The following is a 12803-nucleotide window of genomic DNA, read 5'->3' as shown; positions in this document are numbered from 1 at the left end:
CCTCACTGATGAGGTCCAGCAAATCTGGGCCGTACTCGATGGAAGCAGGGCCGCGGATGAGGTGCTATCGAGTAGACAAACGGTGGTCAGCGATCGGCCGAAAACCGGTCGCGACTATTGGTCAGGTGCAGCCACATGGCCGCCCGTGCCGCATCTGGATCCTGGCGTTTGATGGCGTTGAGAATCGCCTCGTGCTCAAGGTTGGCCAGTTGCCCGAGCTTGCTCAAGTCCACTGCGCCGCGCTCGGCGGCATTGACGCGGGTGCGCGGGATCATGGCGCTGCCCAGGTGCTGCATGATTTCGGTGAAGCACACGTTGCCGGTGGCTTCGGCGATCAGCAAGTGGAAGCGTTTGTCGGCTTCGACGCAGCTGTCGTTGTTGGCCAGCAGGCTTTGATAGTCGTCCAGCGCTTCGCGCATCTGCGCCAATTGATTGTCCGTGCGACGGGTTGCCGCCAAAGCGGCGGCCTGGGTTTCCAGACCCATGCGCAACTCCAGAATGCTGCGCACCCCCAGCGCGGTATCGACGCTCAACCGCAGCCCCTGCTCCGGTGCTCGCTCGATAACAAAGGTGCCGATGCCGTGGCGGGTTTCCACGAGACCTGACGCCTGCAACTTCGAGATCGCCTCGCGCACCACCGTGCGACTGACCCCGTGCTCCTGAACAATCGTGTTCTCGGACGGCAGCTTGTCCCCGGGCAGCATCTGGCCGAGCAAGATGCTCTGGGTCAGTTTGGCGACCAGGTCATGGGCCAGGTTGTGGGTGCGCTTGCGGGCAGGCGCGTCGAGGTCTTCTTGCATGGCGATCATCCGAAAGCAGGGCTACCGGAATCGTAGCACTGCGTTCGACGGGAATCTCAGGAAAACGTCAATCAACTTGTATGACAACACTCAACAAACAGGGTATTAGAGCCCATCATCAAGGTCATGCATCACCGCAAAAGAATAATAAATACTCTACAAAGCGCCATTTTGTTGGACAACCGCTCTTGCGGGATGAAAAAACGTAGTTGTATGATGTCTATCAACATCGCGACACCCAGTCACACCCCGCATAAAAATAATCAGTGGGAGATAACGCAGTGAATACATCCATATCCGGGATGAACGATGGCGCCGATTCGGTCCTGAAGTCCGCCATCTCGAAAGTGAAACGCCATGTTCTGCCGCTGTTCGTGATCATGTTCATCGTCAACTACATTGACCGCGTGAACATCGGCTTCGTCCGCGCCCACATGGAACATGACCTGGGCATCGGCGCTGCCGCCTACGGCCTTGGCGCCGGGCTGTTCTTCATCGGTTACGCGCTATTTGAAGTCCCCTCCAACATCCTCCTGCAAAAAGTCGGCGCGCGAATCTGGCTGACCCGCATCATGCTGACCTGGGGCCTGGTCGCCGCTTGCATGGCGTTCATCCAGAACGAAACCCACTTCTACATCTTGCGATTTCTGCTGGGCGTGGCCGAAGCAGGGTTCTTCCCCGGAGTGATTTATTACTTCACCCGTTGGTTGCCTGGCGTTGAACGCGGCAAGGCGATTGCCATCTTCCTCAGCGGTTCGGCGATTGCTTCGCTGATCTCCGGCCCGCTGTCCGGGTTACTGCTGCAAATCAGCGGTTTCGGGATGCACGGCTGGCAGTGGATGTACTTCATTGAAGGGATGTTCTCGGTCGGGCTGTGCGTGTTCGTCTGGTTCTGGCTGGACTCCAAACCCCACGACGCCAAATGGCTAAGCCGTGAAGAACAGGACGCGCTGGTCAAGGCCATCGACGACGAACAACTGGCCCGCGAAGCCGCGACGCCGATCAAACCGTCACTGGGCACGCTGCTCAAGGATCGCCAGATCATCCTGTTTTGCCTGATCTACTTCTTCATCCAATTGACCATCTACGCCGCGACCTTCTGGCTGCCGAGCATCATCAAAAAGATGGGCGACCTGAGCGATATTCAGGTCGGGTTGTTCAACTCGATTCCATGGTTGCTGTCGATCGTCGGCATGTACGCCTTCGCTTCGCTGTCGGCCAAATGGAAGCATCAACAAGCGTGGGTCGCCGCGGCCCTGCTGATCGCGGCGGCCGGGATGTTCATGTCCACCACCGGCGGGCCGATCTTCGCCTTCGTTGCGATCTGCTTTGCTGCGTTGGGTTTCAAATCGGCGTCGTCGCTGTTCTGGCCGATTCCACAGGCCTATCTGGATGCGCGGATCGCTGCCGGCGTGATCGCGCTGATCAACTCGGTGGGCAACCTCGGTGGCTTCGTCGCGCCGACGACGTTCGGCCTGCTGGAAGAACGAACCGGCTCGATTCAGGGCGGGCTGTACGGCCTGGCCGCGACCTCGATCATTGCCGCGATCATCGTCTTCGCCGCACGTAATAAACCGAAATCCGCACCTGCCATTGCATCGGCCAAACAAGCGCCCAACCTCGCCTGAACATCTGTTTTGAAGGACATAACAATGAACACACAAGAAACCGCCAAAGCCCCGATCATCACCAGCATGCAGGTTGTTCCGGTGGCCGGCCACGACGGCATGTTGCTCAACCTGAGCGGCGCCCACGGGCCGTTTTTCACCCGCAACATCGTGATCCTCAAGGACAACGCCGGTCACACCGGCGTCGGTGAAGTACCGGGCGGCGAGCGCATTCGCCAGACCCTGGAAGATGCGCGCAGCCTGGTGGTCGGCAGCCCGATCGGCACCTACCAGAAGATCCTCAATCAAGTGCGCCAGACCTTCGCCGATCGCGATGCCGGCGGTCGCGGGTTACAAACGTTCGATTTGCGCATCACCATCCACGCCGTCACCGGCCTTGAAGCTGCCCTGCTCGATCTGCTCGGCCAGCACCTGGACGTGCCGGTCGCGGCCTTGCTCGGTGAAGGTCAGCAGCGCGATGAAGTGAAGATGCTCGGTTACCTGTTTTACGTCGGTGATCGCAACGAAACCGACCTGGCCTACCGCAGCGAGCCGGACGCCGACAACGACTGGTTCCGCGTGCGTCACGAAAAAGCCATGACCGCCGATGCCGTGGTGCGTCTGGCCGAAGCGGCTCACTCGCGCTACGGTTTCAAGGACTTCAAACTCAAGGGCGGCGTGCTCAGTGGCGATGACGAAATCGAAGCCGTTACCGCCCTGGCCGAACGCTTCCCCGATGCGCGCATCACCCTCGATCCGAATGGCGCGTGGTCACTGAAAGAAGCCATTCGCCTGTGCCGGGATCAGCATCACGTCCTGGCTTACGCCGAAGATCCGTGCGGCGCGGAAAACGGTTATTCCGGACGTGAAGTCATGGCTGAATTCCGTCGCGCCACGGGTTTGAAAACCGCCACCAACATGATCGCCACCGACTGGCGGGAAATGGGCCACGCGATCCAGTTGCAATCAGTGGACATTCCCCTGGCCGACCCGCACTTCTGGACCATGCAGGGTTCGGTCCGCGTGGCGCAGATGTGCCATGAGTGGGGCCTGACCTGGGGTTCGCATTCCAACAACCACTTCGATATTTCCCTGGCCATGTTCACCCACGTCGCGGCCGCCGCGCCGGGTGAAATCACCGCCATCGACACGCATTGGATCTGGCAGGACGGCCAGCGCCTGACCAAAGCGCCGCTGCAAATCGTCGGCGGCTGCGTACAAGTGCCGAAGAAACCCGGGCTGGGCGTCGAACTGGACATGGATCAGTTGGCCAGGGCCCATGAGCTGTATAAAGGCATGGGACTGGGCGCCCGGGATGACAGCGTGGCGATGCAGTTTCTGATTCCGGGATGGAAATTCGATAACAAGCGGCCGTGTCTGGTGCGCTGAGTCCGCGGTCGCGCCTGGCCTGTTAACTATCAGCCCGACCCGCCTATGGGCGGCCGGGTTTAAAAAACGCTCGGAGCGTAGCGTTTAACCCCCTAAAATGGCGCGCAATCGAATCAATGACGGACCAAACCAACATGGATAGGCTGAAAACTCTCGCCGTTTGCGTGGCGCTGCTCGCCACCGGCCAATGCGTCGCACAGGATCAAATCGAGACGGTGGTGAATGCCGCCGTACGACCGGTCATGCAAGCCCAGGCCGTTCCTGGAATCGCCGTGGCCGTGACCGTCAACGGAAAGCCGTATTACTTCAACTACGGGGTAGCTTCGAAAGAGAGCGCACAACCCGTCACTGAAAACACCCTGTTCGAGATCGGCTCGGTGAGCAAAACCTTCACCGCCACCCTCGCCGCCTACGCTCAGGCCACCGGCAAACTGTCCCTGTCGGACAAGGCCAGCAACGTGCTGCCGGATCTGCGTGGCAGCGCGTTCGACACCATCAGCGTGCTGCAACTGGGCACCTACAGCGCCGGTGGCCTGCCGCTGCAATTCCCCGACGATGCCGATGCACCGGACAAGATGCTCGGCTATTTCAAGCAGTGGAAACCGACCTATGCGGCGGGCACCCATCGGCAGTATTCGAACCCGAGCCTGGGGTTGTTTGGCTACCTCGCCGCCCAAAGCATGGGCGCGCCGTTTGATGACGTGATGGAAAAAACCCTGCTGCCGAAACTCGGGCTGAAGCACACCTACCTCACGGTGCCGCAGGCTCAAATGGGGCTTTACGCTCAGGGTTACAACAAGGATGACAAGCCTGTGCGGGTTGGGCCGGGGGCACTGGATTCGGAGGCTTATGGCGTCAAAACCAGCGCTGCGGACCTGATTCGTTATGTTGAAGTGAACATGAAACCGTCGGGACTTGAAACGCCGATGCAGCGGGCCGTCGCCATCACTCACAGCGGGTATTACAAGGTCGGCGACATGACCCAAGGCCTGGGATGGGAGTTCTACCACTATCCGGTCACCCTCGATACGTTGCTTGCTGGCAATTCGACGCAGATGGCGATGGAGGCTCACGAAGTCCAGTGGCTGACCCCGCCGCAACCTCAACCAGAAAACGTATTGATCAACAAAACCGGCTCAACAAGCGGCTTCGGTGCCTACGTGGCGTATGTGCCATCGAAAGACATCGGCATTGTGATCCTGGCCAACAAAAACTACCCGAACCCTGAGCGGATCAAGATTGCTCATACGATATTGAGCGCACTGGCGAAGTAATCTAGTACCCCTTACCTGTGGGAGCGAGCTTGCTCGCGATAGCAGTCTGATAGTCGAAATAGATGTCGAATGTGATGGCCTTATCGCGAGCAAGCTCGCTCCCACAGGGTTTGGCAGTGACAAACAAAATGGGCGACCCCTTTGAGGTCACCCATTGTCGTTACTGCGTCAACTCAATGCCGAGTCGGCGGCTGAGCGTCAGGTGCATCGCTTCTCGGATCAAGATTTTCCCGTGCCTGATTCACCAACAACTCGGCGACCGCCGCCAATTGTTGAATCGACAGCAGCACCTTGCGGTTCGAGCCTTCCAGTTTTCCGGCAAAACTCGCAATCAGGACATTCAGGGTGGCAAGGTTTTCGCAGGCCTGATTTAGCAGGGTTAGTGTGTCGACACCAGGAGCAACAGTGAAAATCTGCTGGGTCGTGGCGGTACGCCTGGGGCTTCGGGTGACTTCGCCTTTTGCGGTTTCACACGGCTTCGCGGGATCGAGATGATCGGCGTCGGTTTGGGTTTGCGGTTGATGCTTGCTGAACTTTTTCACAGACGAGGCTCCTTTTTGTGCCATTGGCGTTTTCGTCCCTGGATCCCTCAGTGTCGCGGATTCCGACGTCCGACCGCGATTTCGCGGTGGCTGACGAAGGCTAGCGGTGCTCTCTGACAGAAACCAGTTCATAAAGACCGACAGGACTTGCAGGAAATTTCCGAGACCAATAGAAGCCAATACATCCCACCCCGAAACACCCGGTTTTTTTAACAACTGCCGAGCAAACAAAATGGGCGACCTCTTGAGGTCGCCCATTTTTCATTGTTGTAGCTGCTGGCGCAGCCTGCGCCAGCTGCTACAAAAGTCTGCGTTTAATCATCCGGCATTTCAGGCGGCTTGGCGGGCTTCGCCGGTTTGCCTGGTTTTGCGCCCTTGGCGCCCTTTGCACCATTGACCGGTTCAGCCGCTTCAACAGGGGTCGCGACCGTCGGCGCTGCGGCTTCTTTTTCGGTCGCTGGCAGGGCGTCGATCGTGTCGAAAATTTTCTTCAAATCGACCGATTTTGATTCATCCCCCGAACTCTCAAACTTCTTCTCGCCGTCCTTGCCCACCAGGATGACTTTGCTCTTCGCGCCGGCACCCAACTTGAGCGAGCGGATCAATGCCGCCGTGTCTTGTGGCCCCAGGTCTTTGCCCTCGCGCTGGCCCATCAAATTGAGCACGGTGTACAGGACCATGTTTCGCTCGGTGAACCCCTTGCGGTTGGCCGGCTCATCCAGCGACTTTTTCAGGCTGACCCACGTGGGATCGACCGTACTTGGAGCGATGACAATCAACGGCCGGGACCTGCCCTTGTCCATATCCAGCGGTGAGCCGTCATCGGCAGCGAACAAGGGGCCGGCGAAAGCCAGCAGGGTAGTCAGGGTCAATGACCTGATGAGCATGCGCATCTCCTTTTGATATCCACGCTCTAATGATTGCGCATCGCGGCGTTCGTTCCGGGTGACGCTCGCAATTATGTCTCGCCTTGCCCCAAGCTTAGGTCAGGGCGGTCATTGCGCAACAGGCTGAGCTAATCTCATAGCTCAAAAACAACGCCCTGATTCGCCGTGAGGACCTGTGCATGAGCGCTCAGTTGAACCACACCATCGTCTGGTGTCGCGACAAGCAGACATCAGCCAACTATCTGGCAGACATCCTCGGCCTGCCCAGCCCCGAACCCTTCGGACCGATGCTGATCGTCAAGTTCGACAACGGTGTGTCGCTGGACTTCTACGACAATGACCCGCCGATTGCCTCCCAGCACTACGCGTTTTTGATCGGTGACGACGATTTCGATGCGGCCTTCGCCCGCCTGCAAGCCAGACAGCAACCCTGGTGGGCCGACCCCGGCAAACAACGACCGAACGAGATCAACGATTACGGCGGTGGCCGGCGAGTTTACTTCGATGACCCGGACGGGCATCTGCTGGAAATTCTGACCCGGCCCTAAGCCGGGGAGCTGGTTTGTTTCTGGAGCCTCTACCCGATTAAAAGGCCAGTTTGTACCCGATCAGCACCAGCATCGTGGCCAGGCAAGGCCGCAGCACTTCATCGGAGATGCGGCCCGTCAGGTGGCTGCCCAGGTAAATCCCCGGCAGCGAACCGATCAGCAAATAACCCAGCACGTGCCAATCCATGTTGCCCATGCTCGCATGGCCAAGGCCGGCAACCAGGGTCAGCGGTACGGCGTGCGCGATTTCCGTGCCCACCAGGCGGCGGGTCGGCAACAGCGGATAGAGAATGAACAACGCGACGGTGCCCAGGGCGCCAGCGCCGATGGAGGTCAGGGCAACCATGGTGCCGAGGACCAAGCCAGTGATCACGGTCAGCGCATTCAAGCGGTTGCCGCTGGGGTTGTAATGACCGCCCGCGCGTTTGTGGGCGAAATCGAGCAGGCGCTTCTTGAAGAAAATCGCCAGCGCCGTGGCAAACAGGACAAAACCCAAGGCCTGTTTGATGACCGCATTCATCGCCTCGGGCGACGTTTGCAAGGTGCTCAGGAACCACAGCGTCAGCGCCACTGCCGGCACACTGCCAAGGGTCAGCCAACCGGTAATGGCCCAGTCGATGTTCTTGTTCTTTCTATGAACCAGCACACCACTGGACTTGGTGATCGCCGCGTACAGCAAATCCGTCCCCACTGCGGTGGCCGGATTGACACCGAACCACAACAGAATGGGGGTCATCAAGGAACCGCCACCGACCCCGGTCATCCCGACAATAAAGCCGACCACCAGACCTGCCACGACTAAACCGAAATTACCGAATTCCATTAACACGCCCACAAAAAACGCATGAAAAATCTGCCCCGCAGCATAGCGATTTTTCTTATAACCAGTTATATCGATGCGATCTATCTTTATGCACTTCCTTGCTTACTGAACCGGCAAGAAATTCAAAAACAGCAAACTCTGCGCGTAATTCAAACCGATCCGTCGGTAGCGTTCGTCCAGCATCTGCGTCAGCAGGTCCAGCCGCGCGACGATCTTGCCGAACTCCACCGCAAAACTCAGGTTGCTGCCCTCCTCCGAAATTTCGTTGGAGAACAGCAAAGGCTCGCCGTTCTTGCTTTGCCGCTGGCTGAGTATCCAGGTGGCTTTCTCTATGTTGCGGGCAGCGTTGCTGACGAACGTCGGGTTGATCGCATCCGTCATGTAGAACTCGAGCCGATTGCCGTGGGCGGTAACGAGCATGCTGCCGATGGCATAGATGAAGGCACCGACCCGGTCGCCGAGAAACTCCGGGCTCATGGCATAACTCAGCGCAGCCAGGTCTTTTTTGCCACCCAGGGTCGGCAGCGGTTGTTGCTGTTCGATGGCCATGCGCACTTGCTTGCCAGCGGTGCGGGCGTTGAGGAAACCGGATTTTTTCAGCTCGTCCGGGTTGCGCAGGTAAAGCTTACTCATCAGCAGGTAGAGGCTGTCGAGGTTGTCGCGCATCGCCAGGGTCGCTATGCGGTCGACGCTGGTCTGGAGGAACTCCTGGGGTTTGCCCTCGCGGAACTGGCTGACGATCTCGTTGCCCTGCTGCTGGCTGCACCCGGAGGCTGCGAGCATCGACAAGCAGGCCAACAGCAGGCAGCGGCGGCGGATTGACGGGGTGGTGCGGGGTAAAACTCGAGCCATGGGTTCTTGAACTTGGGCATGGGCCGGCGGTGGGGATTCGCCGCAGGCTGGCCAAGGATAGAGCCGTGAATCCTTAAAAAGTGCAGTGCCGACGGTCCGTAAGCGTTGGCAAGCACCTGCTCGACGGAACCACCGGGCTATTCTGCTGCCCACTGAAGTATCGATCGAAATTCAGAAAGGAGGTTTGAATGCGGACCCTCGAACTGGCCGGCGTCAATGTACCGGTCATCGGCCAAGGCACCTGGCGCATGGGCGAAGATCGTTCCCGGCACACCCAGGAAGTGGCGGCATTGCGCCTGGGCATCGAATTGGGCATGACCCTCATCGACACCGCTGAAATGTACGGCGAGGGCGGCGCTGAGGAAGTGGTCGGTGAAGCCATCGCCGGCAGGCGTGACGAAGTGTTTCTGGTCAGCAAGGTTTACCCGCACAACGCCAGCCGCAAAGGTATCCCCCAGGCGTGCGAACGCAGTCTGCGGCGGCTGAATACCGATTACATCGATCTCTACCTGCTGCACTGGCGCGGCCAGTATCCCCTCGAAGAAACGGTCGAAGCCTTCGAGCGCCTGCGCGAAGAAGGCAAGATCGGTCGCTGGGGCGTCTCCAATTTTGATGTCGACGACCTGAAGGAACTGGCCTCACCGGCTTGTGCCACCAATCAGGTGCTCTACAACCTGGAAGAACGCGGCATCGAGTTTGATCTGTTGCCCTGGAGCCGCCAGCATCAAATGCCGGTCATGGCCTACTGTCCGATCGGTCAGGGTGGGCCTATGCTGAACCATACAACGCTCAAACAAATAGCCGCCCGTCACCGTGTGACGCCGGCCCAGGTAGCGCTGGCATGGATGCTGCGTAAGGAAGGCGTGATCGCCATCCCCAAAGCGGTTCGGCCCGAGCACGTGCAACTCAACGCGCAAGCCGCGCAATTGCAATTGAAGACTGGGGATCTGGAGGCGCTGGACCAGGCGTTTCGCGCGCCACAACGCAAACAGCGGTTGGCCATGGTCTGAGCCATCGCAGTCTGTCAGAGGGCTTCGGCATGAGAAGCACTGATCAGGACGATTCCTTTAATCTGCAACGCTTTATCCAGGCACAGGACCCGGTGTTCAAACGGGTCCAGGCCGAGCTGAACGCCGGTCACAAGCGCAGTCACTGGATGTGGTTCATCTTTCCGCAATTCTCAGGATTGGGCGGCAGCGAGATGTCTCGCCACTTTGCCATTCGTTCCAAAGAGGAAGCCGCGGCGTACCTCAACCATCCGCTGCTGGGTTCACGGTTGCGCACCTGCACGCAATTGGTGCTGAACATCGAAAAAAGCTCGATTGCCGGCATATTCGGCCATCCCGACGATCTCAAGTTCCACTCTTCCATGACGCTGTTCGCCCAGGTTGCCGGCGCTAACAGCGACTTTCATCGAGCACTTGACCAATATTTCCACGGCATCCTGGATGACTGGACGTTGTTGCTGCTCGACTCAAAACAGGCCCAACTGCCCACCAATCAAGGTTGAAAAGTCGTCGTCCACGAAGGGCAAGATGGCATCCGCCACCGGTTGCAGTTGCCGGGTGACGTAGTGGTCGTAGTCGATGGGCGCGCTGCGAATTTCCAGCGGCTCGGGCCCGGCGACGGTGATCACGTAACTGATCCAGCCACCGTTCTGGTATTGCCGCGGACGGCCCTGCTGGTCGTTATAATCATCGGCAATCCGCGCAGCCCGCACATGCGGCGGCACATTGCGCTGATAGTCATCGAGGGTGCGGCGCAGGCGCTTGCGGTAGATCAGGCGATCGTCGAACTCCCCCGCCAACGTCTTGCGCACGTAGTCGCGCACATAATCCTGATAGGGTTTGCGATTGAAGATGCGCAGGTACAGCTCCTGCTGGAATTGCCGGGCCAGCGGCGACCAGTCGGTGCGCACGGTTTCCAGGCCTTTGTAGACCATTTCGTCGGTGCCATCGGCGCGGGTCACAAGCCCCGCATAGCGTTTCTTGCTGCCCTCCTCGGCGCCGCGAATGGTCGGCATCAGAAAGCGCTTGTAGTGGGTTTCGAACTGCAACTCCAACGCACTTTCCAGACCGTATTCCTGCCGCACATGCTCGCGCCACCACTGGTTGACGTGATCCACCAGCGCGCGGCCGATCTGTGCGGCTTCTTGTTGACCGTGCGCACGGCGCAGCCAGACGAAGGTCGAGTCGGTGTCGCCGTAAATCACTGTGTGGCCCTGGGCTTCGATCAGCTGTCGCGTACGCAGCATGATCTCGTGACCGCGCAGCGTGATGGACGACGCCAGGCGTGTATCGAAGAAGCGGCAACCGCTGGAACCGAGCACACCGTAAAAGGCGTTCATGATGATCTTCAGGGCCTGGGACAGCGGCGCGTTGTGTTCGCGCTTGGCGGTTTCGCGACCTTCGGCGACCCGGGCAACGATGGCGGGCAGGCAATGCCGGGTTCTGGAAAAACGCGCACCGCGAAAGCCTGGCACCGACTCGCTGTCCTCGGGATGTTTAAGCCCCTCGATCAAGCCCACCGGGTCGATGAGGAAGGTACGGATGATCGATGGATAGAGGCTTTTGTAGTCGAGCACCAACACCGACTCGTACAGGCCCGGTTGCGAGTCCATGACAAAACCGCCGGGGCTGGCCTGCGCAGGCTTGTTCCCAAGGTTCGGCGCAACGAAACCCTGGCGATGCATCAGCGGCATGTAAAGGTGCGTGAACGCCGCCACCGAGCCGCCGCTGCGATCCGCCGGCAACCCGGTGACGCTGGCCCGTTCCAGCAGGAAGGTCAGCAGCTCGGTCTTGGCGAAAATCCGCGTCACCAGCTCGCAGTCCTTGAGGTTGTACTTGGCCAGGGCCGGTTTGTCCTCGGCGAACATGCGGTTGATTTCGTCCATGCGCTGGTACGGATTGTCGATCGATTTGCCCTCGCCAAGCAGGGTTTGCGCGACGTTTTCCAGGCTGAACGAAGGAAAACTCCAGGTCGCCGAACGCAGGGATTCGATCCCATCGATGATTAGCCGGCCGGCGGCCGAGGCGAAGTAATGGTTGCGGCTACCGTGTTCGCGCCACTGCATTTCTTCGCCGCCACGCCCCAGTTTCAGCGGCACCGCCAGGCGCCGGGCGTGTTCGTGGAGCACGCGCAGGTCGAACTGCACGACGTTCCAGCCGATGATCGCGTCGGGGTCATGGCGGGCGAACCATTCGTTGAGTCTTTTCAGCAGCAGGGTTCGGGAATCGCAGTATTCGAGCTGGAAATCCACTGCGCTGTCGTCGCCATTGGGCGGGCCGAGCATGTAGACCTGGCGCTCGCCGCAGCCTTCCAGGGCGATGGAGTACAGCTCGCCCTGAGCGGTGGTTTCGATGTCCAGGGAGACCAGCCTGAGGCTCGGGCGATAGTCGGGGTCGGGTTTCATCTGCGCATCGAGCAGCAGACCCTCGGCGTTCGGCGTGCCACTGAACCGGACCGGTGCGGTGATGAAACGCTCCATCATGTAGCGTTCCGGCGGGCGCACGTCGGCTTCGAAGATGTCGACGCCGGCCTTGCGCAGCGCGGTTTCCAGGCGTATCAACTGGCCGTGCTGCTGGCAATACAGACCGAGCACCGGGCGGTGCTCGAAATCCAGCAACGCCAACGGCCGCAGCTCGACGTTCTTTTCGCCGCGCAGCAGCGCTTCGGCCTGCTCGCGCAGGGCTGCGGGGATGAACGCCACCGACGGTTGATGAGGCAGGCGGATCCGCTGGGGACCGGTGTCGGTCGCCAGCCAGAACTCGACTTCCGTACCGGCCGGGGTATCACGCCAATGCCGGGTCAGGACGAAGCCCCGCTGTAAATCCACCACTGCAACCTCAAGATTTGATTCAAGGCGCAATTCTACGCGCCATCGAAGGCGATAGCCCGTCTGGCTCCAACGTCTCGGACAGACCTAGAACCTGTGGGAGCGAGCTTGCTCCGGGCGGAGTTCCGACGATAGCTGGGTGTCAGTCGACTTAAATCTTGAATGTGCCGCCGCCATCGCGAGCAAGCTCGCTCCCACAGGGGGTTGATGGAGCCCATGGATGAGTGAATAACTATGGAATACTCC

At 59.4% G+C, this 12803-nt stretch carries 12 protein-coding genes; 6 read left to right on the top strand and 6 right to left on the bottom strand.

The window, feature by feature from the left end; translation table 11 throughout:
• Positions 1-86: 86 nt before the first annotated feature.
• Positions 87-800, bottom strand: coding sequence for a FadR/GntR family transcriptional regulator (locus ACMXYH_RS10290; RefSeq protein ID WP_415767015.1), 714 nt, complete (start codon positions 798-800; stop codon positions 87-89).
• Between the two features lie 281 nt (positions 801-1081).
• Here ACMXYH_RS10290 and ACMXYH_RS10285 point away from each other — a divergent pair, with 281 nt between their 5' ends.
• The 3 genes from ACMXYH_RS10285 to ampC all read left to right on the top strand — a co-directional run bounded on the left by ACMXYH_RS10285 (position 1082) and on the right by ampC (position 5070).
• Positions 1082-2428 carry an MFS transporter gene (locus ACMXYH_RS10285; protein ID WP_129437050.1) on the top strand — a complete coding sequence of 449 codons (1347 nt, stop codon included), beginning with the start codon at positions 1082-1084 and terminating at the stop codon, positions 2426-2428.
• 24 nt (positions 2429-2452) lie between these two features.
• On the top strand, positions 2453-3796 hold the full coding sequence (gene gudD, locus ACMXYH_RS10280; RefSeq protein WP_415767014.1) for a glucarate dehydratase: 1344 nt from the start codon (positions 2453-2455) through the stop codon (positions 3794-3796).
• 116 nt (positions 3797-3912) lie between these two features.
• Positions 3913-5070, top strand: coding sequence for a class C beta-lactamase (gene ampC, locus ACMXYH_RS10275; protein ID WP_415767013.1), 1158 nt, complete (start codon positions 3913-3915; stop codon positions 5068-5070).
• Between the two features lie 173 nt (positions 5071-5243).
• On the opposite strand, the gene ACMXYH_RS10270 is transcribed toward ampC, so the two are convergent.
• Positions 5244-5870: a DUF6124 family protein gene (locus tag ACMXYH_RS10270; RefSeq protein ID WP_415767012.1), complete on the bottom strand. Its 627-nt coding sequence runs from the start codon at positions 5868-5870 to the stop codon at positions 5244-5246.
• A 56-nt stretch (positions 5871-5926) separates the two neighbouring features.
• Positions 5927-6499 carry a DUF4174 domain-containing protein gene (locus ACMXYH_RS10265; RefSeq protein WP_149631875.1) on the bottom strand — a complete coding sequence of 191 codons (573 nt, stop codon included), beginning with the start codon at positions 6497-6499 and terminating at the stop codon, positions 5927-5929.
• Between the two features lie 179 nt (positions 6500-6678).
• Here ACMXYH_RS10265 and ACMXYH_RS10260 point away from each other — a divergent pair, with 179 nt between their 5' ends.
• The gene (locus ACMXYH_RS10260) at positions 6679-7047 is read left to right on the top strand and encodes a VOC family protein (RefSeq protein WP_008148348.1); all 369 of its coding nucleotides are present in this window, start codon (positions 6679-6681) and stop codon (positions 7045-7047) included.
• Between the two features lie 37 nt (positions 7048-7084).
• On the opposite strand, the gene ACMXYH_RS10255 is transcribed toward ACMXYH_RS10260, so the two are convergent.
• Both ACMXYH_RS10255 and ACMXYH_RS10250 read right to left on the bottom strand, forming a co-directional pair.
• Complete coding sequence (locus tag ACMXYH_RS10255; protein ID WP_046047606.1) at positions 7085-7870, bottom strand: sulfite exporter TauE/SafE family protein; 786 nt, start codon at positions 7868-7870, stop codon at positions 7085-7087.
• A gap of 102 nt (positions 7871-7972) precedes the next feature.
• Positions 7973-8722, bottom strand: a complete 750-nt coding sequence (locus ACMXYH_RS10250) for a hypothetical protein (RefSeq protein WP_415767011.1) — start codon at positions 8720-8722, stop codon at positions 7973-7975.
• 188 nt (positions 8723-8910) lie between these two features.
• Here ACMXYH_RS10250 and ACMXYH_RS10245 point away from each other — a divergent pair, with 188 nt between their 5' ends.
• Both ACMXYH_RS10245 and ACMXYH_RS10240 read left to right on the top strand, forming a co-directional pair.
• Positions 8911-9732, top strand: a complete 822-nt coding sequence (locus ACMXYH_RS10245) for an aldo/keto reductase (protein ID WP_415767010.1) — start codon at positions 8911-8913, stop codon at positions 9730-9732.
• Between the two features lie 29 nt (positions 9733-9761).
• Complete coding sequence (locus ACMXYH_RS10240; RefSeq protein ID WP_415767009.1) at positions 9762-10232, top strand: DUF1810 domain-containing protein; 471 nt, start codon at positions 9762-9764, stop codon at positions 10230-10232.
• On the opposite strand, the gene ACMXYH_RS10235 is transcribed toward ACMXYH_RS10240, so the two are convergent.
• Positions 10197-12557 carry a DNA polymerase II gene (locus ACMXYH_RS10235; RefSeq protein WP_415767670.1) on the bottom strand — a complete coding sequence of 787 codons (2361 nt, stop codon included), beginning with the start codon at positions 12555-12557 and terminating at the stop codon, positions 10197-10199. The genes ACMXYH_RS10240 and ACMXYH_RS10235 overlap by 36 nt on opposite strands.
• Positions 12558-12803 lie beyond the last annotated feature (246 nt).

The sequence above is a fragment of the Pseudomonas frigoris genome (assembly GCF_047758635.1).
Classification (GTDB): Bacteria; Pseudomonadota; Gammaproteobacteria; order Pseudomonadales; family Pseudomonadaceae; genus Aquipseudomonas; species Aquipseudomonas frigoris.
Note: the sequence above shows the minus strand (reverse complement) of the source record. Positions and strands in the feature narration are given on the sequence as shown.

Bases quoted from the DNA above. Each gene is read 5' to 3' on its own strand.
- gudD (WP_415767014.1), top strand. From the start codon at position 2,453: ATGAACACACAAGAAACCGCCAAAGCCCCGATCATCACCAGCATGCAG.
- ACMXYH_RS10240 (WP_415767009.1), top strand. From the start codon at position 9,762: ATGAGAAGCACTGATCAGGACGATTCCTTTAATCTGCAACGCTTTATC.
- ACMXYH_RS10265 (WP_149631875.1), bottom strand. From the start codon at position 6,499: ATGCTCATCAGGTCATTGACCCTGACTACCCTGCTGGCTTTCGCCGGC.
- ACMXYH_RS10260 (WP_008148348.1), top strand. From the start codon at position 6,679: ATGAGCGCTCAGTTGAACCACACCATCGTCTGGTGTCGCGACAAGCAG.
- ACMXYH_RS10255 (WP_046047606.1), bottom strand. From the start codon at position 7,870: ATGGAATTCGGTAATTTCGGTTTAGTCGTGGCAGGTCTGGTGGTCGGC.
- ACMXYH_RS10270 (WP_415767012.1), bottom strand. From the start codon at position 5,870: ATGGGCGACCTCAAGAGGTCGCCCATTTTGTTTGCTCGGCAGTTGTTA.
- ACMXYH_RS10290 (WP_415767015.1), bottom strand. From the start codon at position 800: ATGCAAGAAGACCTCGACGCGCCTGCCCGCAAGCGCACCCACAACCTG.
- ampC (WP_415767013.1), top strand. From the start codon at position 3,913: ATGACGGACCAAACCAACATGGATAGGCTGAAAACTCTCGCCGTTTGC.
- ACMXYH_RS10250 (WP_415767011.1), bottom strand. From the start codon at position 8,722: ATGGCTCGAGTTTTACCCCGCACCACCCCGTCAATCCGCCGCCGCTGC.
- ACMXYH_RS10245 (WP_415767010.1), top strand. From the start codon at position 8,911: ATGCGGACCCTCGAACTGGCCGGCGTCAATGTACCGGTCATCGGCCAA.